General features: G+C 68.8%; 22 protein-coding genes and 1 pseudogene. 10 read left to right on the top strand and 13 right to left on the bottom strand.

The genetic code is table 11. The features are described from left to right. Both M2351_RS35735 and M2351_RS35740 read left to right on the top strand, forming a co-directional pair. A pseudogene (locus M2351_RS35735) lies at positions 1 to 253 on the top strand (amino acid ABC transporter permease); the annotation flags it as partial. Next, positions 231 to 965, top strand: a complete 735-nt coding sequence (locus M2351_RS35740; RefSeq protein ID WP_264660740.1) for an amino acid ABC transporter ATP-binding protein — start codon at positions 231 to 233, stop codon at positions 963 to 965. The pseudogene M2351_RS35735 and the gene M2351_RS35740, both read left to right, overlap by 23 nt. A gap of 170 nt (positions 966 to 1135) precedes the next feature. Here M2351_RS35740 and M2351_RS35745 read toward each other — a convergent pair whose 3' ends face one another. After that, positions 1136 to 2470, bottom strand: a complete 1335-nt coding sequence (locus tag M2351_RS35745) for an MFS transporter (RefSeq protein ID WP_264660741.1) — start codon at positions 2468 to 2470, stop codon at positions 1136 to 1138. 231 nt (positions 2471 to 2701) lie between these two features. Continuing rightward, positions 2702 to 4120, bottom strand: coding sequence for a cation-efflux pump (locus tag M2351_RS35750; RefSeq protein ID WP_264660742.1), 1419 nt, complete (start codon positions 4118 to 4120; stop codon positions 2702 to 2704). 166 nt (positions 4121 to 4286) lie between these two features. On the opposite strand from M2351_RS35750, the gene M2351_RS35755 reads away from it, so the two are divergent. The 3 genes from M2351_RS35755 to M2351_RS35765 are packed head-to-tail and all read left to right on the top strand — an operon-like array spanning position 4287 to position 6445. After that, the gene (locus M2351_RS35755) at positions 4287 to 4832 is read left to right on the top strand and encodes a sigma-70 family RNA polymerase sigma factor (RefSeq protein WP_264660743.1); all 546 of its coding nucleotides are present in this window, start codon (positions 4287 to 4289) and stop codon (positions 4830 to 4832) included. A 2-nt stretch (positions 4833 to 4834) separates the two neighbouring features. After that, positions 4835 to 5692, top strand: coding sequence for an anti-sigma factor family protein (locus M2351_RS35760; RefSeq protein WP_264660744.1), 858 nt, complete (start codon positions 4835 to 4837; stop codon positions 5690 to 5692). Positions 5693 to 5722: 30 nt separating this feature from the next. Then, positions 5723 to 6445 (top strand): Bax inhibitor-1/YccA family protein, encoded by a 723-nt coding sequence (locus M2351_RS35765; protein WP_264660745.1) that lies wholly within the window; start codon positions 5723 to 5725, stop codon positions 6443 to 6445. A gap of 95 nt (positions 6446 to 6540) precedes the next feature. Here the strand turns inward: M2351_RS35765 and M2351_RS35770 are convergent, their stop codons facing one another. Then, positions 6541 to 7026 carry a hypothetical protein gene (locus M2351_RS35770; protein ID WP_264660746.1) on the bottom strand — a complete coding sequence of 162 codons (486 nt, stop codon included), beginning with the start codon at positions 7024 to 7026 and terminating at the stop codon, positions 6541 to 6543. A gap of 112 nt (positions 7027 to 7138) precedes the next feature. Next, positions 7139 to 8464: an oxalate/formate MFS antiporter gene (gene oxlT / locus M2351_RS35775; RefSeq protein WP_264660747.1), complete on the bottom strand. Its 1326-nt coding sequence runs from the start codon at positions 8462 to 8464 to the stop codon at positions 7139 to 7141. Between the two features lie 747 nt (positions 8465 to 9211). On the opposite strand from oxlT, the gene M2351_RS35780 reads away from it, so the two are divergent. After that, the gene (locus M2351_RS35780; RefSeq protein WP_264660748.1) at positions 9212 to 9712 is read left to right on the top strand and encodes a glycine zipper 2TM domain-containing protein; all 501 of its coding nucleotides are present in this window, start codon (positions 9212 to 9214) and stop codon (positions 9710 to 9712) included. Between the two features lie 27 nt (positions 9713 to 9739). Here the strand turns inward: M2351_RS35780 and M2351_RS35785 are convergent, their stop codons facing one another. From M2351_RS35785 to M2351_RS35810, 6 genes are all read right to left on the bottom strand, one after another. Next, positions 9740 to 10756 (bottom strand): 4-(cytidine 5'-diphospho)-2-C-methyl-D-erythritol kinase, encoded by a 1017-nt coding sequence (locus tag M2351_RS35785; protein WP_264660749.1) that lies wholly within the window; start codon positions 10754 to 10756, stop codon positions 9740 to 9742. A gap of 81 nt (positions 10757 to 10837) precedes the next feature. Beyond that, positions 10838 to 12613, bottom strand: coding sequence for a tetratricopeptide repeat protein (locus tag M2351_RS35790; RefSeq protein WP_264660750.1), 1776 nt, complete (start codon positions 12611 to 12613; stop codon positions 10838 to 10840). A 135-nt stretch (positions 12614 to 12748) separates the two neighbouring features. Further along, on the bottom strand, positions 12749 to 13738 hold the full coding sequence (locus M2351_RS35795) for a phosphotransferase (RefSeq protein ID WP_264660751.1): 990 nt from the start codon (positions 13736 to 13738) through the stop codon (positions 12749 to 12751). A gap of 28 nt (positions 13739 to 13766) precedes the next feature. Next, positions 13767 to 14303 (bottom strand): molybdenum cofactor biosynthesis protein B, encoded by a 537-nt coding sequence (moaB, locus tag M2351_RS35800; protein WP_264660752.1) that lies wholly within the window; start codon positions 14301 to 14303, stop codon positions 13767 to 13769. After that, positions 14290 to 16362 carry a lytic transglycosylase domain-containing protein gene (locus M2351_RS35805; protein ID WP_264660753.1) on the bottom strand — a complete coding sequence of 691 codons (2073 nt, stop codon included), beginning with the start codon at positions 16360 to 16362 and terminating at the stop codon, positions 14290 to 14292. Before M2351_RS35805 ends, moaB begins: the two co-directional genes overlap by 14 nt. Before the next feature lie 384 nt (positions 16363 to 16746). Continuing rightward, positions 16747 to 17613 (bottom strand): uracil-DNA glycosylase, encoded by an 867-nt coding sequence (locus M2351_RS35810; RefSeq protein WP_264660754.1) that lies wholly within the window; start codon positions 17611 to 17613, stop codon positions 16747 to 16749. 148 nt (positions 17614 to 17761) lie between these two features. Here M2351_RS35810 and M2351_RS35815 point away from each other — a divergent pair, with 148 nt between their 5' ends. Together M2351_RS35815 and panD are read left to right on the top strand one after the other, a co-directional pair. Next, positions 17762 to 19411 (top strand): electron transfer flavoprotein-ubiquinone oxidoreductase, encoded by a 1650-nt coding sequence (locus M2351_RS35815; RefSeq protein WP_264660755.1) that lies wholly within the window; start codon positions 17762 to 17764, stop codon positions 19409 to 19411. A gap of 34 nt (positions 19412 to 19445) precedes the next feature. Continuing rightward, the gene (gene panD, locus M2351_RS35820) at positions 19446 to 19880 is read left to right on the top strand and encodes an aspartate 1-decarboxylase (protein WP_264660756.1); all 435 of its coding nucleotides are present in this window, start codon (positions 19446 to 19448) and stop codon (positions 19878 to 19880) included. Positions 19881 to 19928: 48 nt separating this feature from the next. Here the strand turns inward: panD and M2351_RS35825 are convergent, their stop codons facing one another. Continuing rightward, entirely contained in the window at positions 19929 to 20789 is an 861-nt protein-coding gene (locus tag M2351_RS35825) for a cyclic nucleotide-binding domain-containing protein (protein ID WP_264660757.1), read from the bottom strand. Between the two features lie 210 nt (positions 20790 to 20999). Here M2351_RS35825 and M2351_RS35830 point away from each other — a divergent pair, with 210 nt between their 5' ends. Together M2351_RS35830 and M2351_RS35835 are read left to right on the top strand one after the other, a co-directional pair. Continuing rightward, entirely contained in the window at positions 21000 to 21233 is a 234-nt protein-coding gene (locus tag M2351_RS35830) for a hypothetical protein (protein ID WP_264660758.1), read from the top strand. A gap of 81 nt (positions 21234 to 21314) precedes the next feature. Further along, positions 21315 to 21983: a hypothetical protein gene (locus M2351_RS35835; protein WP_264660759.1), complete on the top strand. Its 669-nt coding sequence runs from the start codon at positions 21315 to 21317 to the stop codon at positions 21981 to 21983. A 25-nt stretch (positions 21984 to 22008) separates the two neighbouring features. Here M2351_RS35835 and M2351_RS35840 read toward each other — a convergent pair whose 3' ends face one another. Both M2351_RS35840 and M2351_RS35845 read right to left on the bottom strand, forming a co-directional pair. Continuing rightward, positions 22009 to 23004, bottom strand: a complete 996-nt coding sequence (locus M2351_RS35840) for an endonuclease/exonuclease/phosphatase family protein (RefSeq protein WP_264660760.1) — start codon at positions 23002 to 23004, stop codon at positions 22009 to 22011. Beyond that, a complete protein-coding gene (locus tag M2351_RS35845) occupies positions 23004 to 23843 on the bottom strand; it encodes a class I SAM-dependent methyltransferase (RefSeq protein ID WP_264660761.1) in 840 nt (279 codons plus the stop codon). The genes M2351_RS35840 and M2351_RS35845 overlap by 1 nt, the downstream gene beginning before the upstream one ends. Between the last annotated feature and the right edge of the window lie 34 nt (positions 23844 to 23877).

Below are 23877 nucleotides of genomic sequence, written 5' to 3' on the forward strand. Positions count from 1 at the left end.
GCCGCAGGCCGTGCGCGTCGCCATCCCGCCCACCGTGGGCTTCTCCGTCCAGGTGGTGAAGGGCACGGCGCTGACCTCCATCATCGGCTTCGTCGAGCTGTCGAAGGCCGGCACGGTGGTCACCAATGCGACCTTCCAGCCCTTCACCGTCTATGGCCTCGTCGCCCTGATCTACTTCGCCCTGTGCTGGCCGCTGTCGAAGAGCAGCCAGATTCTGGAAAGGAAGTTCAATGTCGCTCATCGCCATCACTGAGGTGAAGAAGCGCTTCGGCGACGTCGAGGTCCTGAAGGGCATCAACCTGGACGTCGAGCGCGGCGAGGTCGTCGCCATCATCGGCAAGAGCGGCTCGGGCAAGAGCACGCTTCTGCGCTGCGTCAACGGGCTGGAGATGATCGACGACGGATCCATCATGGTGGCCGGCGCGCAGCTGATCCCGGACGAGCTGCACCTGAAGGCGTTGCGCCTGAAGGTTGGCATGATCTTCCAGCAGTTCAACCTGTTCCCGCACCTGTCGGCCGGGCGCAACGTCATGCTGTCGCAGATGGTCGTCAAGAGGACGCCCGCGACGGAGGCGGAGGCCATGGCCCGCCGCATGCTCGACCGCGTCGGGCTGGGCCACAAGTTCGACGCCTTTCCTGACCAGTTGTCGGGTGGGCAGCAGCAGCGCGTCGCCATCGCGCGGGCCCTGGCCATGCAGCCGATGGCCCTGCTCTGCGACGAGATCACCTCGGCGCTCGACCCGGAGCTGGTGAACGAGGTGCTGGCCGTGGTGAAGGAACTGGCGGCCGACGGCATGACGCTGATGATGGTAACGCACGAGATGCGCTTTGCCCGCGAGGTCTGCGACCGCGTCGTCTTCATGCACCAGGGCCGCGTCCACGAGATCGGCCCGCCGGAGGAGGTGTTCGGCGCCCCCCGTACGCCGGAGCTTCAGCAGTTCCTCGGCGCGCAACTGGTGGCCTAAAGCGGATTGCGATCCGCTTTGGACTGCGACCGCAGTCCCGGCCGCCCATGCGGCCGAAGCTTGGCCTCTCGCGGGAACGAAGTTCCCGCTGGCGGCAGGCGGATGCCAAAGGCATTCGCTGAGAGCCGGCGAATGAGGCCATTTGGATCTAAAGCGAACGGAAGTTCGCTTTAGGCGAGCGGCTTCAGCCGGTCGAGGCGATCAAGGCGGCGCAGGCTGGGGAAGCGCCACGCCCAGAGCAGGGCGATGGCGCAGGCCCCGACGCCGCCGGCCACCACCGCCGGGACGGCGCCCAGCCACGTGGCCGCGACTCCGGACTCGAACTCGCCCAGCTGGTTGGAGGCGCCGATAAACAGCGACGACACGGCGCCGACCCGGCCGCGCATCTGGTCCGGGGTGGACAGCTGGATCAGGGTCTGCCGCACGAAGACGCTGACCTGGTCCATCGCCCCCAGCGTCGCCAGCGCGACGAAGGACAGGCCCGGATAGGTGGACAGGCCGAACACGACCGTCGCCACGCCATAGCCGGCGACCGCCCCCAGCATCCAGGCGCCGGCGTTGCGCCGCACGCCGAAGCGGGCGAGGCCCAGCGCCATCAGCAGGGCGCCCACCGCCGGGGCGCTGCGCAGCAGCCCCAGCCCCCAGGGGCCGACCAGCAGCACGTCGTGCGCGTAGACCGGCAGCAGCGCCGTGGCCCCGCCCAGCAGCACGGCGACCATGTCCAGCGACATGGCGCCCAGGATGGCTGGCTGGTTGCGGATGAAGGAGACGCCGGCCAGCAGCGTGGACAGGCTGACCGCCCGGCGCGGCAACTCCACCGGCCGGGGCCGCAGCAGGACCACGAACAGGGTGGCCAGCGCCAGCAGGACCGTGCTGGTCGCGTAGACCACCGCCGGCCCGGCGACGTAGAGCAGGCCGCCCAGCGCCGGCCCGGCGACCATCGCCGACTGCATGGCCGAGGAGTTCCAGGCGATGGCGTTGGGCAGATCCTCCGGCGGGACCAGCGCCGACAGGAGGGCCTGCATCGCCGGCCCCTCGAAGGATTTGGCGGTGCCCAGCACGATGACGATGGCGAAGATCAGCGCCGGGGTCAGCGCGCCCGACGCGGTGAAGGCGAACAGGGCTCCGATGGCCGCGCACTCCACCGCCAGCACGGCGACGAGGATCCGCCGCCGGTCGTGGGTGTCGACGATGTGCCCGGACACCAGCACCAACAGCAGCGTCGGCAGGAACTGGAGCAGCCCGACCAGCCCCAGGCTGATCGCCGTTCCGGTCATCGCGTAGATTTGCCACCCCACCGCCACAACCTGCATCTGCATGGCCAGCCAAGCCGCGATGCGCGCGCACCAGAACAGGACGAAAGCGCGGTGCCGGAAGGCGGATCGGAAATCGCCCCGGGTATCACCGGGAGCAACGGTGCGCGTGGCGGATGTAGCGGTTTCCGTCGGCTGGGTGGCCGGCTGGGCGGAGTGGGAGTTCGGCATCGTCTCGACGGAAGGCAGCAAGGGGCGATCAGCCTAGTGGACAATCCGCACACGGAGGCATGCCCGGATTGCAGGTCCGGTCGGAGTTTAAGCCCTCGCCCCTCTGCTTACGCGCAAACGAAGTTTGCGCTGACGCGACAGGCGGACCTTTGGTCCGCCGAAAGCGGGGAGAGGGTTGGGTGAGGGGGCGGCCGCAGACCGACAACGCACGCTCATTGCAGTGCCTGTCCGCCCTTCGGGCGCCCCCTCATCCTAACCTTCTCCCCGGAGGGGAGAAGTGACAGACGCCGCGCCCCCCACCGGCTCGTGGGCGGGTTCGGGGTGGCCGACGATGCGGCAGACGTCCGGCCATTGCTGGCGGATGTGCCGTTCCAGATCGTCCACCGCGTCGTGCACCTCCGACACGGTCAGGTCGGGCGGGACGTGGCTATGGAAGTTGACCACCAGCCCGGACGGCGTCTGGCGGACGCGGACGTTGTGGACGTCGAGAAGCTGGCCGGACTCGACGGCCCAGGCCTCCATGCGGGCCTGCATCGCCGCGGTCCGTTCCGCCGCGATGTCCACACCGTCGACGCCGTCTTCCTGCATGGGTTCAATGTGGGATTCCACCTCGATGTCGTCGCCCAACTCCTCCTTCAGCGCGCGTTCCAGGCGGGAGGACAGGGCGTGGGCCTTGCGGATCGACAAGCGGCCGTTCACCTCCAGGTCGAAGCTGATCGACAGGCGACCGCTGACCCGCTGCACGGTGACGTGGTGGACGCCAACCCCGAGGTCGGCCGCGCAGACCATCACGCGCTCCAGCACCGTCTCGTCGTCGAGCGCCAGCGGGTGGGCGGCGACGGTCGCCTCTGCCTCCGGCATGGCGGCGCGCAGGGCCTCCACGACGGCGGCCTTAATCTCGGCGACCCGGTTCAGGGGCAGGGCACGGCCGACGGCCACGTCCAGGTCCACGAACAGCGCGCTGCCGGCCGGGCGCACCCGCACCCGCTGCACGGCGGCGATCCCCGGCACCGCGCGCACGATGCCCTCCACCCGCTCCGCGGCACCGGCGGGGGCGGCGTCGATCAGCGTGTCGATGGTGCGGCGGCCGAGCCGGTAGCCGGCCAGGCAGACAAAGATCGACACGCCGATGGCGGCCAGCGCGTCGCCCTTGGGATAGCCGAGCCACACCAGCCCCAACCCGACCAGCACCACCGCGGAACTGAGGATGTCGGAGGAGAAGTGCAGGGCGTCGGCCTCCAGCGCTTGGCTGTTGGTTTCCTTCGCCACGCGGGACAGCTCGCGGGCGCGGTAGAAGTCGATGGCGATGGACACCAGGACCACCGCCACCGACCACCAGGTCGCCTCCACCGTCACCGTGTCCGCCATCAGGCGGTGCGCCGCCTCGTAGATGATCCAGGCGCTGGTCAGGAACAGCAGGCCGGTTTCGGCCAGCGCGCTGACGCTTTCCACCTTGCCGTGGCCGTAGGGATGCTCCGCGTCGGCGGGCTGGTCGCTGATCCGCACGGCGAACCAGGTCAGCACCGTGGCGCCGAGGTCGAGCAGGCTGTGCAGCGCCTCCGACAGCAGGCCCAGACTGCCGGTCGCGATGCCGACCGTGAACTTGCCCACGGTCATCGCGGCGCTCGCCAGGATCGAGCCGAGCGCCACCGCTTCCTTTTCGTTCGCCATGCTTGCCTCTTCCTTCGCCGGGGCGACGTTAGTGAAAAGACCAATCCATGCCAATTCCCTCGAATCCAATTTTTTCGGCCGGGGCGGGATTATGGTGTCTCGCCATCCGTATGCGATGCGAGGGGCGGTGATGGCCCCCGCGGTTGAGAACAGTTCGGGAAGGGTGATGAAGGAGCAGCTGGGACAGCATCTGGACGTACTGCGGCGTTACGCCCTGGTCCTGATGCGCGATCCCGACCAAGCGGAAGACCTCGTCCAGGAGGCGCTCGTCAAGGCCATCGAAGGTTCGGCGTCCTACATGGACGGGCGGGACCTGCGCAAATGGCTTCTGGCGATCGTCCACAACACCTTCGTGGACCGCTGGCGCCGGCTGCAAGCCGAGCGGCAGGCGACCGGCGACCTGCTGTCCATGGCTGACGAGGCTACCCCGCCGCCGCAGATGAGTGCCGTCCACCTGGGCCAGACCATCGCCGCGCTGATGACCCTGCCGGTCGAGCAGCGCGAGGCGCTGGTGCTCGTGGCGCTGGAGGGCATGACCTACAAGGACGCGGCGGAATGCCTGGGCGTGCCGGTGGGCACCCTGATGTCGCGCCTCGGCCGCGCCCGCGAGGCGCTGCGGGCGGCGACCAGCGGCGAGCGCCCGGCAGGCTCATTCCCGGCCGCCACCTCCGGCACCCAGCAGGGGCGCCCCCCGTTTCGCGTGGTGAAGTGACGATGAACGAACCGATCAACGACATCGACCTGAACGCCTACATCGACGGCGAACTTGATGCCCGGCGGCGCATCGACGTGGAAGCCTATCTGGAGAACAACCCGGAGATCGCCGCGCGCGTCATGCATGACATGCGGGTGCGCGACGAGATCGTCCTGTTCATGGGCAGCCCGGCCCCGGTGCCAGCGCCGAAGGTGGAGGAGCCGGCTCCGGATCCGCAGGCGGTCCCGATGGGGGAACCGCAGCCGCGCCGGCTCGGCTGGCGGTCGTTGTGGCGGCGCGCGGATCCCCCCGCCCCCAGGCGGGCGCGCGACCGTGTTGCCTCCGGGAAGGGGCGCCGCGCGGCGGCGGCTCTGTGCCTGATCGGGTTGGGTTGGGCCGGGCACGCCACCATGGAGCACCTGTCGGTCAACCCCGTGGCCGCTGCGCACGCCGCCACCCACTACATCACCATCGCCGCGCAGACCCACCAGCAGGCCCAGCACAGCGAAATCTCCTTCAAGCCCTTTGCCGAGGTCGCGCATTCGCTGTTCCAGCGCCTGCACAGCCCCGCCGACCCGGCGGCGGCCGTTCCGTTGCCGGAGTTGGACATCGCGCGCGCCCCGGACGGGCTGCGCACGGTGGCGTGGGACGGCGGCGTGGCGATCCAGGCCGCCTACCACTTCGGGCGCAACGACCTGATCACCCTGTTCGCCAGCGAGGTCGACAGCTTCGCCGTGACCGAACCGCAGGCGGAGCGCATCGGCGAGGTCTCGGTCGCCTACTGGCAGGTCGGGACCACCGTCTATGCCCTGTGCGGCGAGCGGTCCGAACGTGAAATCCTGGCCCACGCCCGCGACGCGCGGATGGCGTGGTTCTGATCCCCTTCTTTCAATCCATACGGTGAGACGATGAGCGGACCCTATTACGAACAACGTTTCGGCGGCGCCGCCCAGACTTATGGTGCTGCCTTCGACGAGGGCCTGCGCAAGCATATGCTGCGGGTCTACAACTTCATGATGCTGGGGCTCGGGGTGACCGGGCTGGTGGCGCTGTTCGTGGCAAGCACGCCGGCGCTGTACGTGCCGATCTTCACGACGCCGCTGAAGTGGGTGGTGATGCTGGCGCCGCTGGCCTTCATCATGGTGCTGTCCTGGCGCTTCGAGCGCATGTCGGCGAGCGGCCTGCAGGGGCTTTTCTGGGCCTTCTGCGCGGTGATGGGCGTCTCCATGGCGTCGATCTTCCTGGTCTTTACCGGGGCCAGCGTGGCGCGGGTGTTCTTCATCACCGCCGCCATGTTCGCCGCGATGAGCCTGTGGGGCTACACCACCAAGGCCGACCTGTCGAAGATGGGCTCGTTCCTGATGATGGGCCTGATCGGCATCGTCATCGCCGGCCTGGTCAACATCTTCGTCGGCTCCAGCGCGCTGCAGTTCGCCATCTCCGTCCTCGGCGTCGTCATCTTCACCGGCCTGACCGCCTACGACACCCAGCGCATCAAGGAAGAGTACGCCGAGGGCTACGGCCACGAGACCAACACCAAGCTCGCCGTCATGGGCGCGCTCTCCCTCTACCTCAACTTCATCAACCTCTTCCAGATGCTCCTCCAGCTCATGGGGCAGCGCGACGAGTAATGAGGTTGATGCGGGTTTCCTTCTGTTAAGTTCGGCACTGTCTTGGGTAACTGCGGCCGCCTCGCGCGGCCGCTTTTTTATGGCGACGCTTGTCTTCACGGGGACTTGGTCCGCTCGGACGCCTCCTTCGTGCCGGCCGCCCCCTCCACCGCCACGATGTACAGCGAGTTGTTGGGGAAGGAGCAGGCTTCCGGCGGTATCGCCTGTGCGGCCGGGTCGAAGGCATAAGGGCGGGGCGAGGCGGTCGTGCCCTCCGCCGGCGGCATGCCGGCGATCTGCGCGGTCCAGGGCGCGCCCGTGTAGACGCCCGGCGTCGACTCCTCCGCCCACAGCCACAGCACCCGCGATCCCGACATGGTTGATCCCGTCGCGGGCTGTTCGGCGAAGCGGCGCAGCAGGCGCTCGCAGGTGTCCTGGTCCATGTTGTGGATCGCCCGTTCCACGATGACGCCGCCGGGCGGCTTCGGCACCGTGAGGAGCGCTACGACCGCCACTGCGCTGACGGTCAGGCCGCCGATGGCCCACATGCAGACCAGCTTCAGGTTGCTCCAGTCGTCCGCACCCATTCTCCCCTTGCCCATTCTTCCTCCGCTGCCGATGGCCGGACCTGGATAACGCCGGACGGCAAAAAGGGGCCACGGATGCCGTGACCCCCTTTGCCTTTCGCGATGGTGCCGTGGTCAGGGGCTGTGATCAGGGGCTGACGGTGGCGGCGACCGGGCTGCCGCGCCGGGCGGCCTCGGCCTCGTTGCGGGCGTGGTGGCGCTTCAGCATCGGCTTCAGGACCGCGATGGCGCAGAAGGCCGCGATCAGGTCCATGGTCGCCGTCACATAGAGCACGGTCGCCCAGGTGCCGGTCGCCTCCATCAGCAGGTTGCCGAGTGGCACGAGCAGAGCCGCGACACCCTTGGCGCAGTAGAGGACGCCGTAGATCTTGCCGGCGTGCTTGGTGCCGAAGGTGTCGGCCGAGGTGGCGCTGAACAGGCTGTAGACTTCGCCCCAGGCCAGGAAGACCATGCCCGACAGGATCAGGAACATCATCGGGTCGTGGCCGAAGCGGCTCAGCATGATGATGCCCAGGCCTTCCAGCGTGAAGGCGATGAACATGGTTGCTTCACGGCCGATGTGGTCGGAGACGAAGCCGAACAGCGGGCGGGAGATGCCGTTCATGATGCGGTCGAGCATCAGGGCGAAGGGCAGGGCGGCCATGGTGATGCCAAGCACGCTGACCGGGGTTTCCTTGACGCCCAGGTCGTGGGCGATGACGCCCAGCTGCGCCACGGCCATCAGGCCGCCAGTGACCGTGCAGATGAACATCAACTGCATGACCCAGAAGACCGGGGTGCGCAACGCCTCGGACAGGGTGTAGTCGCGGCGGCTCTGCGCCACCTTGTTGGACAGCTTCACCTCTTCTTTGGCCGGGGTGCGCAGGAACCAGGCGGCGATGAAGATGATGGTGCCCTGCAGCAGGCCGAAGAAGAAGAAGGTGGACTGGTAGCCGGAGGCGTGGATCATCGAGGCGATCGGCAGGATCGTCAGGGCCGATCCGGCGCCGTAGCCGCCCGCGGTCAGGCCGACGGCAAGGCCGCGCTTGTCCGGGAACCACTTCAGGGCGTTGTTGACGCAGGTGGCATAGACGCAGCCGACGCCGATGCCGCCGATGGCGGAGCCGACATAGAGCAGGGACAGCGAACCGGCGTAGCTGTTGACGACCCAGGCCAGGCCGGTCATCAGGCCGCCGAAGGCGACGATCACGCGGGGGCCGTAGCGGTCGATGAAATAGCCCTCGATGGGCGTGAGCCAGGTCTGGACGACCACGAAGATCGTGAAGGCGGTCTGGATCGAGGCGCGGGTCCAGCCGTGGGTGGCCTGGATTTCCGGCACGAACAGCGTCCAGGCGTATTGGATGTTCGCCGACGCGACCATGCAGACGATGCCGGCGACGATCTGCATCCAGCGCACCTTGTCGGAAACCATGGCGGATGGCCCGGCTGGCGGTGCGGCTACGGTGTGACTCATCTGGTCCTCCCCAATGCGGTGTTCAAACAATTCGCTTCAGCCAGGCGGGGCTGTTGGTCGTTGTCGCATTGACCCTTGATCGGGGCGTTTCGCCCTTCGTGTTCTCGCGGTGCCGCGCTTGAGACAAGCGCTTGGTGTGCCGCATTCGGTACTTGGTATACCACAATCATCGGGAAAGACAAGCGGGCTCTTTGGGGGAAATCCGAGTCTTAATCCGCGTCTGCGAAAAAAAATCCAGAGAATGGCCGCGCTTGTTGCCAACCGGTACTGGACAGAAAAGCAAAAAAAGGCCGCACCTGTTACGGTGCGGCCTCGCAATGAGATCGCTTCATTCAGCCTGATCGGCCGAAGGGCCAACGTCTGCTCTTCGCCGGCGATGTCTATTTAATGAAAGCCGCAATCTTCCGCAAGATGATCTTCGATAAAAATTCCTCTTCTTGTGGTCATAGACTGAATTTGCTGAGACAGAGAAGTAAAAGGCATGGTGCTGTTCGCGACCATTGGGGCGCTCACTGACATACGGTTTACGAAGCGGGATCGCGGTTAATCCGTCAGCTACGAAAAAAATTTGGGAACCAAACAATCAGCGTTACGGAAGGCGCTGCGGCTACGGGGCACCGTGCCCCAGCGCGGTCGCCCAATCGATTTTCTAGGCCACAAAATGTCATGCCCCGTTCGGGTTGATTGATGGAAGAACCGCTCAGCCCCAGCTGTTCATCTGGGTAAGAACACTCCTTTGGAGCTTCCATGTCGCACGTCCGCTTCGCACCCAAATCCCTCGCCGTCGCGCTGGTGGCCGGCGTGGTGGCCCTCGGCGCTGGTGCGCCGCCCGTCCTGGCCGATCCGCCCGACTGGGCGCCGGCCCATGGCTGGCGCGCCAAACATGGCCATCACGGGCATCAGCGGGAGTATTACGAGGACGACGACGAGGTCGTGATCGTCCGCCGGCCGCCGCCGGTGATCGTCCGGCAGGCGCCGCCCGTGGTGCAGTACGCCCCGGCCCCGGTCTATGTGGAGGAGCCGCCGCCGGTGATCGTCCAACAGCCCCGGCGGGTCGTGCGGCAAGCTCCGCAGCGCGATTGCGGCTTGCTGGACGGCGATCTGGTCGGGGTGCTCGGGGGTGCCGCCGTCGGCGGGCTGGTCGGATCTCAGATCGGGCGCGGTGACGGCAAGCTCGCGGCGACCGCCGCCGGGACGCTCGGCGGCGCTATGCTCGGCGGTGCGATGACCCGCGGCGGTGGCTGCTGACGTTCGTTCGCGGCTGTAGGAGGGGGGTCAGCCCACGCCCCAGCCGCCGGTGTCGGGAAAGGGAACCGGCGGCGGCGGGGCCACGGCTGCGGCCGGAGCGGCGGCGATTCCCTTGGGCAACGGCGGTGCGTCCGCCGGGGTGGGCAGCAGGCGGGCCGCCTTGACCCACCAGCGCGGCTGCGCCGCCTGGATGGCGGCGGCCGCGGCCGAGGCCTCGCCGGCGTCGGCGTAGAGGCCGAAGCAGGTGGCACCGCTGCCGGACAGGCGCGCCAGCAGGCATCCCGGCGTCGCCTCCAGCGCGGCCAGCGAGTCGGCGATGATCGGCGCCACCGTCAGGGCCGGCGCGGTCAGGTCGTTGCGGCGCTCCCGCAGCAGGGCTGCCAGCGCGGTAGCGTCGGCCGGCGCCTCGGTGAAGCGGGCCGACTCGGAAAAGCTGCCGGTGCGTGCTTTGAAGACGGCCGGGGTCGGCACCGGCACGCCCGGATTGACCAACACCACCTGGGTTTCCGGCAGGGCGGGGGCCTCGTCCAGCACCTCGCCGATCCCGCCGAAGTAGCAGGCGCGCCCGGCGAGGCAGACCGGAACGTCGGCGCCCAGCGCGGCGCCCACCTCATACAGGAGAGGGTCGGTCACCGGCACGCCCCACAGGCGAGCGAGCGCGCGCAGCGTGGCCGCGGCGTCGGCCGACCCGCCGCCGATGCCCGAGGCGACCGGCAGCAGCTTCTCCAGCCCGATCATCGCGTCGGCCTCGCGGCCCAACCGGTTGGCCAGCGCGTAGGCCGCGCGGATAACGAGGTTCTGCGCCGGGTTTTCCCCCATCAGCACCGGTCCGAACGGCCCGGAAATCGCCAGCCGCGGCCCGACCGGCGGAAGGTCCACCCCGCGGAGCGCGAGCCGCGCAATCCCCGGCTGCACCGTGACCCGGTCCGCCACCTCCGCAAAGGCCACGAGGCTGTCCAACTCGTGGTACCCGTCCGGCCGGCGGCCGACCACGTGGAGGTAGAGGTTCAGCTTGGCCGGTGCGGTCTCGGCGATGGCGGTCATGCGGCGTCCCCAGAATGCCAATTCCCTCTCCCCTCCGGGGAGAGGGACTTTTATCGTCGATGGGCGTGGGAACGCCAGCCCTCAGTGCACCTTCGGGTGGGCGGCTTGCGCGGCCTTGGGGTCGACCAAGCCTTGGTCGAGCTTGGCGCGGAGCTGCTCCTTCAACGGCTCCTCGTCGGCGGTGCGCAGCGCGCGGTTCCACTGGAAGCGGGCCTCGTTGCGCCGGCCGACGCGCCAGTAGGCGTCGCCGAGGTGGTCGTTGATGGTCGCGTCGGTCGGCTTCAGCTCCACCGCGCGCTCCAGCTTCTCCACGGCGCCCTCGAAGTCGCCGGTGCGGTAAAGCGCCCAGCCCAGGCTGTCCACGATGTAGCCGTCCTTCGGGCGCAAGGCCACCGCCCGCACGATCATCCCCTTGGCCTCATCAAGGTTGATGTTGCGGTCCACGTAGCTGTAGCCGAGGTAGTTCAGCAGATAGGCCTCGTTCGGCTTCAGCGACAGCGCGGTCATCAGGTCGCGCTCGGCGTCCGGCCAGCGGTCGATCTTGTCGTAGGACATGGCGCGAGCGTAGAGCACCGCCCAGTGCCGCTCCTCCGGCTTCCCAATGCGGTCCAGGGCGCGGGTGTAGGCGGCTGCGGCCTCGTCGAAGCGCTTGGCGCCGCGGTACAGGTCGCCGAGCCGGATGGTCGCGTCCGTGCGCTCCGGCCGCTCCGTGGACAGTTGGTTCAGCAGCGCGATGGCGTCGTCGTTGCGGTCCATCCGCGCCAGCGTGTCGGCCGCGCGCAGACGGGCCGACCAGCCGAGCACGGGGTCCTTGTCCAGCGCGGTGAACTCGGCGAGCGCGTCGGCGTGATGGTCGCGGCTTTCCATCACGTCGCCGATCATCAGGCGCGCCAGCGCGAGATCGGGACGCAGGTGCAGGGCAATCCGGCCGAACAGCAGGGCGGTTTCCTCCGCCCCTTCATGATGGACGGCGCTGGCCAGGTCGAACATCGCCTCCGCAAGGCCCTGGCGGGCGTCGCCGACGGTCGGAGGCGGGGCCGTACCGTTGTCGAGCGCTTTCAGAGACGGCTCGATCATCAGGCTGTCGGGGTTGTCGGCGCGGAAGGCCTCGTAGAGCTTGCGCGCGTCGTCCTTGCGACCGGCGCGCTCATAGAAGTTGCCGACGATCTGGACGACGCGCAGCGGCGCTTCCTTGTCCACCACCTTGGCGTAGCGCTCCGCCGCCTCGTCCTTGCGGCCGCCGAGGTCGAGGATCAGCCCGGCGTGCAGGTCGTGCAGCGCGTTGAAGCCGCTCGCCTGACCCAGCGGGCCCAGCGCCTGCAGCGCCTCGTCGGTCTTGCCGCGCGCGGCGTCGAGCCAAGCGTTGAGCAGCGGGCCGATGTATTTCGCCATGCCCTCCTTGGGCATGCGGGCGGCCATTGCCTCCGCCTCGTTCAGCTTGTCGCGCGCCAAGTTGTCCGCGGCGAGCAGCGTGATGGCGAGTTGAGGGTCGTTGTCCTTGTCGATCAGCCGCTTGGCGAGATCCATCGCGGCGTCGATGTGCCCTTCGCCGAGCTTCAGCAGGTAGGTGCGGCGCAGAAGCGCAAGATCGCCGGGGTCCGCCGACAGGGCGTGCGCCATGAACAGCGCGGCGTTGCCCCAATCGTCCTGGTGCTGGGCGTAGCGCCCGGCGAGATAGCTGCCGGTTGCCGAGGTCAGCGACGGCCGGTCCACCGCGCCCTGCGCGGCCATCGCACCGGCGGCCGGCAGGATGCCCACCGTGGAGAGGAGCAGGGCGGCCAGGGCCGCGCGTCCATCATTGAAGAGGCCACCATTGAAGGAGCCACTGTTGAAGGGCCTGCTTCGGAATGTCGTCATGCCGCGTCCACCTGCACGCCACCGGGTTCAAAAAAGTACGAATGTTCCCACGTCATCAGGCCATCATGACCCACGAAGGGGCGGACGGTCTGTAGCAATCCGCAAAAAACATTAACCTTGGGCAAGCCCGAGTCGCTACCGCCAATCGCGGCTTACCCGTTCGACGGTGTCCGGACGAAGGACGTCGGTTGCGTGGGCGTCCATATAGGCCGCCAGCGAGATGGGCATGTCCGGCGTCAACGCCGCCCCTTCGACCGTCCACCGCGCCATCCATGACAAGGTGCGTAGCCAGGTCAGCCGGCGCAAGGGGAGGAACCACGGTTGGACCGCTTCGGCGAGGGATGCCGGCACCACGGCCTGCCAAGCCGCGATGAAATCCGCGCCCTCCTCGGGCGTCAGGGCCGCGGCGACCTCCCGCTCCCATTTCGTCGACGTGTAGAGGGTGGCGTGGGCGAGGTCGATGGCCGGGTGCCCGTACTGCACCTTCTCCAGGTCGGTGAACCAGGCCTTGCCGCAGGCGTCGATCAGGAAGTTCCCGGGGTGCACGTCGCTGCCGACCAGCGTTGTGGGTTGGGCCATCTCCGGCCGGAAGGCGCGCGCCGCCTCAAGCTCCGCGTGGATGCGCGCCAGCGCTTCGGGCGCCAGCCCGGCGCGGTCGAACCAGGCAGCCTGCCGTTCCACCTGCGCCAAGGTCGCGGCGGCGGGGTCGGCGGGTGCCGGCAGGGGCGGCCGGTCGGCCGGATCGGGCAGGGGAAGGGCGTGCAGCGCCGCCAGGGCCTGGGCGATCGCCGGCATGTCGTCCGGCAGCCGCGGCGTGCGGCCGACGATCTCCGTTACGAGCAGCGCGCCCATGGAGAGTCCTGGGCCGGGCGGCAGAACGGCTACCAGTTCCGGTGTGTGGCCGCTGGGCGCCGCGCGGCGGAAGGCGGTGGCCTGCTGCTCCAGGTTGGCCGCCGGGTCGAGGCCCAGCTGGCTCCAGCGCGGCACGCGCGCGACCAGCCCGCGGCCCTTCAGCCGCACATGGTCGTGCGCCACGCCTTTGCGCGGCATGGGCTCCAGCGCGTCGGCCGGGAGGTCCGCAAAGCCGGGAAGGCGGGTGAGGGCGGCGTGCAGAGGAGTCAGCATAGGAACGGCCAGCGCGGCGCGGCCACCGTCAGGTCTGATGCTCCCGCAGGCGCGGCATCAATTCGACGAGGTTGCAGGGACGGTGGCGGTTGTCGAGCTGCCAGACCAGGATGTCGTCCCACGCGTCGCGGCAGGCGCTGGGCGAACCGGGCAGGGCGAAGATGTAGGTGCCGTTGGCGACGCCGCCGGTCGCCCGGCTCTGGATCGTCGAGGTGCCGACCTTGGCGTAACTGAGATACCGGAACAGCTCGCCGAAGCCGGGGATCGGCTTCTCGTACAGGGCCTCCACCGCCTCCGGCGTCACGTCGCGGCCGGTGACGCCGGTGCCGCCGGTGGTCAGCACCACGTCGATCTCCGGGTCGGCGATCCAGGCCTGGACCTGGGCGCGGATGCTGGCGATGTCGTCCTTCACGATGGCGCGGGCGCCAAGCCGGTGGCCGGCGCCGGTCAGCCGCTCCACCAGGGCGTCGCCGGAGCGGTCGTCCTCCAGCGTGCGCGTGTCGGACACCGTCACGACGGCGATGTTGACGGACAGGAAGGGGCGGGATTCGTCAATCTTCGGCATGCTGGGCGACTTGGGCTGCTCTGGCGGTCGGGCGAACGTCCACTGCCATATAGAGTGGCCACTCCCCGGCCGCAACAGCGTCGAGCGACCCGATCTCCTGTCCCAGGCGCAAACGGTAGATCCAGAAGTTGGCGACGACCTTCTCCACATAGTCCCGCGTCTCGGCGTAGGGCAGGCTCTCGATGAAGAGAAGCGGGTCGGTGACCTCCGCCATGTCCCGGCGCCAGCGGGCGAGCGTGCCCGGCCCGGCGTTGTAGGCGGCGGTCAGCAGGAACAGGTTGCTGCCGATGTCCGGGCTGTTCAGCAGCTCCGCGAGGTAGCGCTGGCCCAGCTCCATGTTGGTGGCGGGGTCAAACAGGCCCGACCGGTTGGTGTCGGCCTCCCCGATGTCGGCGTTGCGCTCCTGCACGTGCTGAGCGGTGGCGGGCATGATCTGCATCAGCCCGGACGCCCCGGCGGAGCTGACCAGCTTCGGGTCGAAGCGCGACTCCTGGCGCATCACCGCGAACAGCAGCGCGCGGTCGACGGCGAAGCCGTCGCGCGGCTTCCAGTGCGGCACCGGGTAGAGCGCCGCCGTGTAGGGCGCGCCGTCCGGCCCCGTGACCGCGTTGCCGACCTGGAGCGCCAGGGACGGCAGGCCCGCCCGCTCGGCCAGCGCGACCAGCGCCTGCTCCGCCAGCGCGTCGCCGCGCGGGTGGATGCGCCGCAGCTCCAGTTCCGCCAGGTCGCGTTGGCCGGCCTGGAGCAGGGCGATGGCGCGAAGGCCGCCGGGCTTGTCCGCCAGCGCCTTCAGGTGGCGGCCGGTCAGGTCCGGGGTCTGCCAGTGCAGGTTCCCGATCCCGCCCAGCGTGCGGTGCGCCAGCAGGCCATAAAAAGTGTGCGGGAAGCGCGCCGCCGCGGCGAGGTGGACCCGCGCTTCCTCGGCCCGGCCCTTGCGGGCGTGTGCGCGGGCCGCCCAATAGTCGGCAGCCGCGGCCATCCAGGGAGAGCGCGGCCGGGCGGCGGCCATGGCGTCGAAATGCCGCGCGGCGCGATCGTGCTGCTTCAGCCGCCACGCCGCGAGCCCAGCAATCCAATGCGCGTCCGTCACCACGTCGCCGGACCGCGCCGCGCTGGCCGAGGCCAGCGACAGGGCCTGCGTGATCTCGCCCGAATAATAGAGCGCCGCAGCGATCCGCGCCCGCGACCGGTCGTACTGCACGCTGTCCAGCTTGCGCCCGATGTCGTCCTGGCTCAGCAGGGCCAGCGCCGCGCCGGGCTTCCCGGCGCGCAGAAGGTCCTGCACGCGGGCCACGGCGTTGCGGTCGTCGCGCGGGCGATTCGTCGTGCGGCTGCGCGGGGCGACGGTGATCTTTTCCTTGTCCTTCTCCGCCATCGCGTCCGCGGACTCCGTCGGCGCATCGCCCGGAGCGTTCTCGTCCCCGGCCGCTGTTTCGATGGCCGTATCCTCGGCGGCTGCCTCATCCACGGTGGGTTCCGGCGGGGGATCGGGGCGCAGGCCGCCCAGCCGCTCCAGGGAGCCGGTCAGCCGCTCCCCGTCGTTGCCGCGCGGCGGTTTCGGCGCGCGCTGTCCGGCGGGTTGGCGGCGCTGGGCGAGGCTGTGGACGCGCTCCGCCCCGGCGAGGTCGCCGTATTCGCGCATCCAGGCGGCCAACTCCTCGTAGCTGGCCTTGCGGTCGGGGTGCAGGTAGCGGTGGCGCAGCACGTAGCCCAGCAGCCGCTTATCGCGGAGCTGGGCGATTTCCAAATCGGCCGCCTCCCATTCCGCACGCTCCTGGAGCGCGAAGATACGGCGGTAGCGGTGCGCCTCCTCCTCCGACATCTGGACCGAGAGGGCATCCTCGTCGGTCGCCAGCATCAGGGACTGGTCCGCGCGCTCGAAGCCCGGCGGGATCACGGGGCGTCCGTCCGGCGCGTGGATCACGAGGGCTGCCTGGGCCGAACGGAAACCGCCGTTCGGGTCGGGTGCCGCGCATAAAACGGCCACCGTGCCCAGCGCCCCCAGAAGGTTCCGCCGCAGCGCGATCGTCGTCGCTGCGATGCAAAAGTTCCGGAGCATGGATTCCGTGTAACCGCATACGCCGGGAATCGCAAGTAGAGGATTCTCCAAAGACGGACTAGCCGATGCGTTCGTGATGTATTTCAGTCACTTAATATGACCAGAAAAATGGCCCTAGCTCATACGGAAGACCCGTTCGGCGCTAGGTCATGCATCACATTGTCCGGCTTGGCGCATTCGCATAGCTGGATCTTCGATCACCTTACTGATCGATTGGAGTATTTAGCGTTTATTATGAAATTCTAGAGAGTCGAATATTCGATGATGGGCGGGAAAATAGATCGCATAAACGAAACATTTTAAGCATTTGACCGGGCGAACGCCCGCGCCGCCTGCGCCGGCACCAGGCAGTCACGTCGGATCGCGGTCGGAAAGGGTCGGGCGCTACACCCCGAAGCGCTGCGCCAGCGTCAGAAGGTCGCGCCAGGCCTCGCGCTTGGCGATGGGGTTGCGCAGCAGGTAGGCGGGATGAAGCATCGGGATGACCGGCACCGGGCCGAGCAGGCCGGGGGAGGCGTAGTCGAACCACTGGCCGCGCAGCCGGGTGATGCCCTCCGCCCGGTTCAGCAGCGTCTTGGCCGAGGTCCCGCCCAGCGGCACCAGCACCTTGGGCCCGATCAACTCCACATGCCGTTCCAGGAAGGGCAGGCAGGCGGCGATTTCCGCCTGGGTCGGCGACCGGTTGCCGGGCGGCCGCCAGGGCAGGATGTTGCTGATGTAGACCTTGCTCCGGTCCAGCCCGACCTGGGCGAGCATGCGGTCCAGCAGCTTGCCGCTGACCCCGACGAAGGGCTTGCCCTGCCGGTCCTCGTCCTCCCCCGGAGCCTCGCCGATCAGCATGATGGAGGCCTGCGGGTTGCCGTCGGCGAACACGGTGTTCATTGCCGTCGCCTTCAGCGGGCAGCCGTCGAAGTCGCGGAGTGCCGCTTCCAACTCCGCCAGAGTCCGCGCGTCCTTGGCGCGGGCCCGCGCGCTCGCCCCCGCCTCGCTGGCGCCCAACGGCTGGGTCGACACCGGAGTCGCAGCGTAGGAGGGGCGCGCCGCGGTAGCTGGGCGCGCGAGCCCTGGCGCCGCGTCGTCCCTCATCCCGCCGCCGGGCATGGGGCCGCCGGGCGCGGGGGCCGGAGCGCGGGCCACGACCGGGCGGGCGGTGAAACTTGCCCAGTCCATGGGCTCGTCGCCGATGGCTTCGTCGCAGCCGATGTCCACGTGCCAGCGCAGCGCCGCAAGGATGTCGCATTGGTCAATCATCGTTTGACCTTAGCACGGCTCCTGTGGTCTTTCATGCCCCCGATATCCTTTTTGGCGGGTGCGAAATGGCGCCCACCGCCCCGGACGGAACCGGACCCAGCGGATAAGGACCCCGGCGGCGGCAACGACAACGCGGAGGTTAGGGGATATGGATCGCGACCCGCGCGAGGTGATGGAGTACGACGTCCTCGTCGTCGGAGCCGGCCCGTCGGGCCTGAGCGCGGCCATCCGCCTGAAACAGCTGGCCAATGAGGCCGGGCAGGAGCTGTCGGTCTGCGTCATCGAGAAGGGCTCGGAGGTCGGTGCCCACCTGCTGTCGGGCGCCGTGTTCGAGCCGCACGCGCTCGACGAGCTGATCCCGGACTGGAAGGAGAAGGGCGCGCCGCTCACCACGCCGGCGCGCGAGGACCGCTTCCTCTTCCTCACCCCGACCAAGGCGCTGAAGTCGCCCTTCACCCCGCCGCAGATGCACAATCACGGCAACTTCATCATCTCCCTGGGCAACCTCGCCCGCTGGATGGCCGCCCAGGCCGAGGAACTCGGCGTGGAGATCTACCCCGGCTTCGCCGCGGCCGAGGTGCTCTACGACGAGGAGGGCGCGGTCAAGGGCGTCGCCACCGGCGACATGGGCATCGGCAAGGACTTTGAGAAGACCGGCAACTACACGCCCGGCATGGAGCTGCACGCCCGGCAGACCGTCTTCGCCGAGGGCTGCCGCGGCTCGCTGACCAAGACGCTGTTCGAGCGCTTCGACCTGCGCGACGGTGTCGACCCGCAGACCTACGGCATCGGCATCAAGGAGCTGTGGGAGGTCGACCCCGCCAAGTCGCAGCCCGGCCTGATCGTCCACACCATCGGCTGGCCGATGGACCCCAAGACCTACGGCGGCAGCTGGCTCTACCACATGGAGGGCAACCTGGTGTCGGTCGGCTTCGTGGTCGGGCTCGACTACGAGAACCCGCACCTGTCGCCGTTCGAGGAGTTCCAGCGCTACAAGACGCACCCGGCCATCCGCCCGACCTTCGAGGGTGGCCGGCGCATCGCCTACGGCGCCCGCGCCCTGTCGGAGGGCGGCTTGCAGTCGATCCCCAAGCTGACCTTCCCCGGCGGTCTGATCGTCGGCGACGCGGCGGGCTTCCTGAACGTGCCGAAGATCAAGGGCAACCACACCGCCATGAAGTCGGGCATGCTGGCGGCCGAGACCATCTTCGCGCACCTGACCGGCGGCGAAAATGGGCGTGAAGTGACGGCCTACCCGGAGGCGCTGAAGGCGTCGTGGGTGTGGAAGGAATTGCACGAGGTGCGCAACATCCGCCCGGGCTTCCAGAAGGGTCTGTGGGCGGGTCTGGCCAACGCGGCGTATGAGACGGCGACCAAGGGCAAGTCGCCCTGGACCCTGCACCACCGGCACGGCGACCACGCGACGCTGAAGAAGGCGAGCGAGGCGCCGGCGATCGCCTACCCGAAGCCGGACGGGGTGGTGTCGTTCGACCGGCTGTCGTCGGTGTACCTGTCGAACACCAACCACGAGGAAGACCAGCCGGCGCACCTGACGCTGAAGGACGCGGAGACGCCGATCCGGGTGAACCTGGCGCTGTACGACGCGCCGGAGACGCGCTACTGCCCGGCCGGGGTGTACGAGATCGTGCGCAACGAGGACGGGACCAACCCGCGGCTGCAGATCAACGCGCAGAACTGCGTGCACTGCAAGACCTGCGACATCAAGGACCCCACCCAGAACATCAACTGGGTCGTGCCAGAGGGCGGCGGCGGGCCGAACTACCCCGGCGGCATGTGATTTCACGGGACTGGCCGCCAAGCGGAGAGGGCTGATGATCAAAGTCGTTCGCGCCAAGCTGCACTGCATCCGCGTCACTGATGCGAACCTGAACTACCAGGGTTCGATCACGCTCGATCCTGAGCAGTGCGAGGCGGTCGGCATCTATCCGCTGGAGTTCGTGGACATCTGGAACAAGAACTCCGGCGCGCGGATCAGCACCTACGTGATCTATGGCGAGCGCGGGTCGCGCTGCTGCGTGCTGAACGGGTCGGCGGCGCGGACCTGCCAGCCGGGGGACGAGGTGATCATCGCCGCGTCCCTCTACTGCCAGCCGGCGGAGATCGCCACGCTGAAGCCGCGGGTTCTGACCTTCCTGCCCGACAACCGAATCGACAAGACCCTGGTCTACGACGTCACCGCTCTGGGTGGCGACCGCTTCGACTTCGCCATCCGCGAGGACGCGTTCTTCGCGCCGGAGCCGGCCTGATACGGTCGGCGGGCACTGGACGTGTTCATCCGCCGACCGTCTGACGGATCAGCCTGTTACGTCGATTCGGAAGACGAAGGGCGACTTGACGCCGCCGGCGACCACGCTGTTCTCGCCGAGGTGCAGGATTTGCGTGTCCTTGGCGAAGATGCCGCCCAGGAACTGCCCGTTTACGGTGGTGCCCAACTCGCTGCCCAAGTCGCGCACGACCAGACCCAGCCGGTCGTCGCGGTCGATGGCGAAATGGGGATCGGACAGGCGGTGTGGCTCGGTGTCCGGCACGCGCAGCAGGCCCGGCGCGGCAGCGGGCGGGTCGTTCCAACGCTTGGCGCGGGCGACTCGGAACGGCAACTGCTCGATCCACAGCGTCCGACCGCCGAACAGCCGATCGCAGCGCAGCCCGATCCGCGTGGAGGCGGTCGAGGATCGCTGGTAAAGCTGGATGCCCCGTTCCAGGACGATGCCCGCCGGTGCCATGGGGACCAGCGCACCGCCGGTCGACGAGGGCGCGACGGGTATGACGGTCGGTTCCGGCAGAACCGGCGCCGGGGCTTCCTGGAGGCCATGCAGGCGGACGACCTCCTCGCTCAGGGTACGAAGCTTTTCGCTCAGCCGGAACAGCAGGGCGTGTGCGGTCTCCGGCTCGGCGGCGATCCGTTCCAGGAAGGCATCGGCTGGAATCAATTCCACCACCACCTCCGTCAGGGCGCGGACCGTGGCGCTGCGCGGCTTGCGCTCGATCACGCCCATCTCGCCGACGAAGTCGCCGGGACCGAGATCCCCCAGCCGCACCGCTTCCCCGTCGTGATCCTTTTCCACGGCCACGCGCCCGTCCAGGACGCGGGCGACGAAGTCGCCGGGATCGCCCTCGCGGAACAGCACGTCGCCCTTGCGGTAAAGAAGTCTCATCACACCGTTCACCCGATGGTGCCACGCCCCGACTGTGGCGGGTGAATGCTTGCGAAACCCTTGCACCGAAAGAGCGATCGGTGCGCCGATTCCGGGCGCGACAACTTGCCCGCGCCAAACCCAACCACCTTGAGCGGAGCCGGCTTGAAGAATCGGCAAAAATTGCCTACTCTATCGAGGTAGTGGTGCTGCCAGCGAGGAGTGCGAGCCATGGGGGTCAGCGGCATAGGGGGCTATCAGCAGCCTTACATCACACCGTTAAGCAGCGGCCCGACGGCGGCCCAGAAGACGGACGACGCCGGTTCCACCACGCAGACGGCGGCGGCTGAGGAAAACCGCCGGCGGCAGGACCAGCAGACCCAGCAATTGCAGGCCCAACAGGCGCAGAGCGGCGGCGGATACACGACACCGACCCGCGGGCAAAACCTGAACATCACGGCCTGAGCGAGAGCTTTCCGGTCGCGCCCGACCGCGGGCGACTTCGCGATCCGGAGCCAGCCGCCGTAGCGGAGAGGCGGGGCAGCGATGGTGATTGGCAGCCTTTCCAGCATCGCAGCGAACCGTTCGGCACCGAACGGCGGCGCGGCGGTGCAGTCGCCCGTCACGACTCCGGCGACCGGCGCGGTGTCGGCGTCACCCAGCCCGACGACACAGCCGGACGCGGCTTCCCAGCCCGCTGGATCGCTGTCCGCCGCACCGACGGCGCCCACGCGCGTCACCGGTGGCTACATCAGCCCGTATCTGCGCTACGACCAGATGGCGCATGTCGCCGTGCTGTTTTTCCGCGACACCGACACCGGCGAAACCAAGGACCAGATCCCGGCCGAACGGGTGGTCGAGCAATACCGGCGCAACCTGCTCCGCCTGGGCGGCGGAACGGACACGGCAGCCGGGAGAACGGACGGACAGAAAGCCGATCAAAAGGCTTCGGGAAACGGCATCGGAACCGATGGGGACAGGCCGGCCAACGCGGGCGCAGGCGTGGGCCAGGGGCGCGGGACGGCATCCGGGGTGTCCGCCGGCCTTTTCGCGGGTCATTCCGACTCAGGGGCTGCCGGCGGCGCCCCCACCGGCGATCCGGCCACAGCGTTGCCCCGCGGACCGTCGGCCTCCGGTCTTCCGAATGCGGCGGTGACCACCAGCCCCGGACCCACGGGCGGCGCGCCTGGCGGGCTCGTTTCGCTAACGGTGTAGGGCCGCGGGGGAGCGCGGCCCGCCGTCACTCCGGCTTTTCGAAATGAGCAACCAGGGGAGCGTGGTAGCTCTCCGGCGAATGGCTCACCGTGGCGTGTGCGATCAGCTCGTCGCCAAGCGCCTCGTTGTGGATTTCCGCGCGACGGAACCAGCCGAGCAGCGCGCGCGACACCAGAAGATGGTCGAGCATGACGGCTTCCCCGCCATGCAGGACGGAGAAGCGCCGCTCCTCCGGCACGGAGCGTTCCAGCGGCACCAGCGACCGGCCGGCCAAGTGGCCGTTGCCGGTCTCGTCCAGGTCGGCGCGGATGATGCGCACCGGGGTCTGCTCCAACTCCGCGTTCAGGTCCCCGGCCACCACGACCAGCGCCTGCGGGTCGGCGTCAAACAGCCGATCCACCGCCAGCCGGGTCTCTAACGCCTGCCCGGCTCGCTTCAGGGAGGCGAGGTAGAATCCCTCCGCCCAGCCGCCGACGCTTTTCCAGGTGGAAGCATTCTTCTTCTGCCCAGGCACTGGGGCGGCGATGGGCGCCCGCAGATGCAGGTCGAAGACGTGCAGGCGCCGCCCACCGGGGAAATCCACCGCGGCGTACAGCACTGGCCGGTCCCAGTTGACCGACTCCGCTGCGGCGGGTGCGGGATCGGCCGTGACCATCCGGACCTGCGGGGCCGGCACGAGGTCGTGACGGTAAAGCCGGGCCTCCAGGATGGGCCAACGGCTGAGCAGCACGAGGTTGTGGCGGTCGGCCAGCTTGTGCCCCTCTCCCTTGTTCCCTGCGCCCCCCGTCGTGACATGGTAGCCGGCGTAGGCCGTTCGCTCCAGCAGGCGGTTCAGGGCGCGGAGCGTGCGCGGTTCCCCCTTCGCCTCCCGCTGGGCGTTGACCTCCTGAAGGCAGAGGATGTCGGCCTGGAGACGCTCCAACTGCGGGCGCAGGACGGCGATCCGCTCATCAAAGGGCGGCTCGCCCGAATCATCCAGGCTTTCCAGGTTGAAGGTGGCGATGCGGAACTCTCGGCTCATCAACGTCCCCTGGAAAGGCCTTCGGAATCATCCCCGGCCAGCGCCGCGGTGAGGGGGCGCGCCAGGAACAGGTGATTTCGGTTGATGCGCCGCCGCCGTCGCCGGTGGGGGCTCAACACATCCGCCGAGGCGACGAGCGTCGCCTCCAGCCCGGCTTCGAACATGCGCTGCGGCGTGTCGGTTCCGTAGATGCGGTAATGGTAGGGGTGCCCATAGGCGGCGAGGCGCTTGGCCGGCGTGTCCACGGCCGGGTCCTCCCGCGTGACCCCGCGGGGGTCGAAGGGGAACAGAAGGACCGCGATTCCCGACGGCTTCAGCACCCGCGCGATCTCGCTGAGCGCAGCGCGATCGTCGGGCACATGCTCCAGCACATGGCTCGACAGCACCAGGTCGAAGCGCCCGTCCGGAAAGGGCAGGTCGGTCAGGTCGGCCCGAACGTCCGCCTTGGGGTTGAAGCGGTCCAGAGTCAGGTAACGGCGGCCATGCCGGGCCCGAAGGGCGGGTTCCAGGCAGGGTTCGGGCGCGGTGTGCAGGACGCTCAACCGGCGGCGCAGGAGGGGGGTGCGTTCCGATAGGAAGGTCCACAGGAAGCGGTGCCGCTCCAGCGACCCGCATTCCGGGCAGCGCGCGTTGGGCCGCCCGCCCAGCCCGAAGGGCAGGAAGCGCGTCGCGCTCCGCCCACAGATGGGGCAGAGCAGGGCACCCCGGGCCGGCGTCAGGCGCCCGCGACCCTGTTCGAAGCGCGGCCGTTCATACAGCGCCTCGCGGCGGTAGACGGCGGCCTCGTCGAGCCCTCTCTCCTCGATCTCGGGCAGCAGGCGGGAAAGGCCGTGGAGCATGCGGTCGGAACACCCTTCTTCGGCAAATCTTGTG

It is taken from the genome of Azospirillum canadense (genome assembly GCF_025961225.1).
GTDB classification, from domain to species: domain Bacteria; phylum Pseudomonadota; class Alphaproteobacteria; order Azospirillales; family Azospirillaceae; genus Azospirillum; species Azospirillum canadense.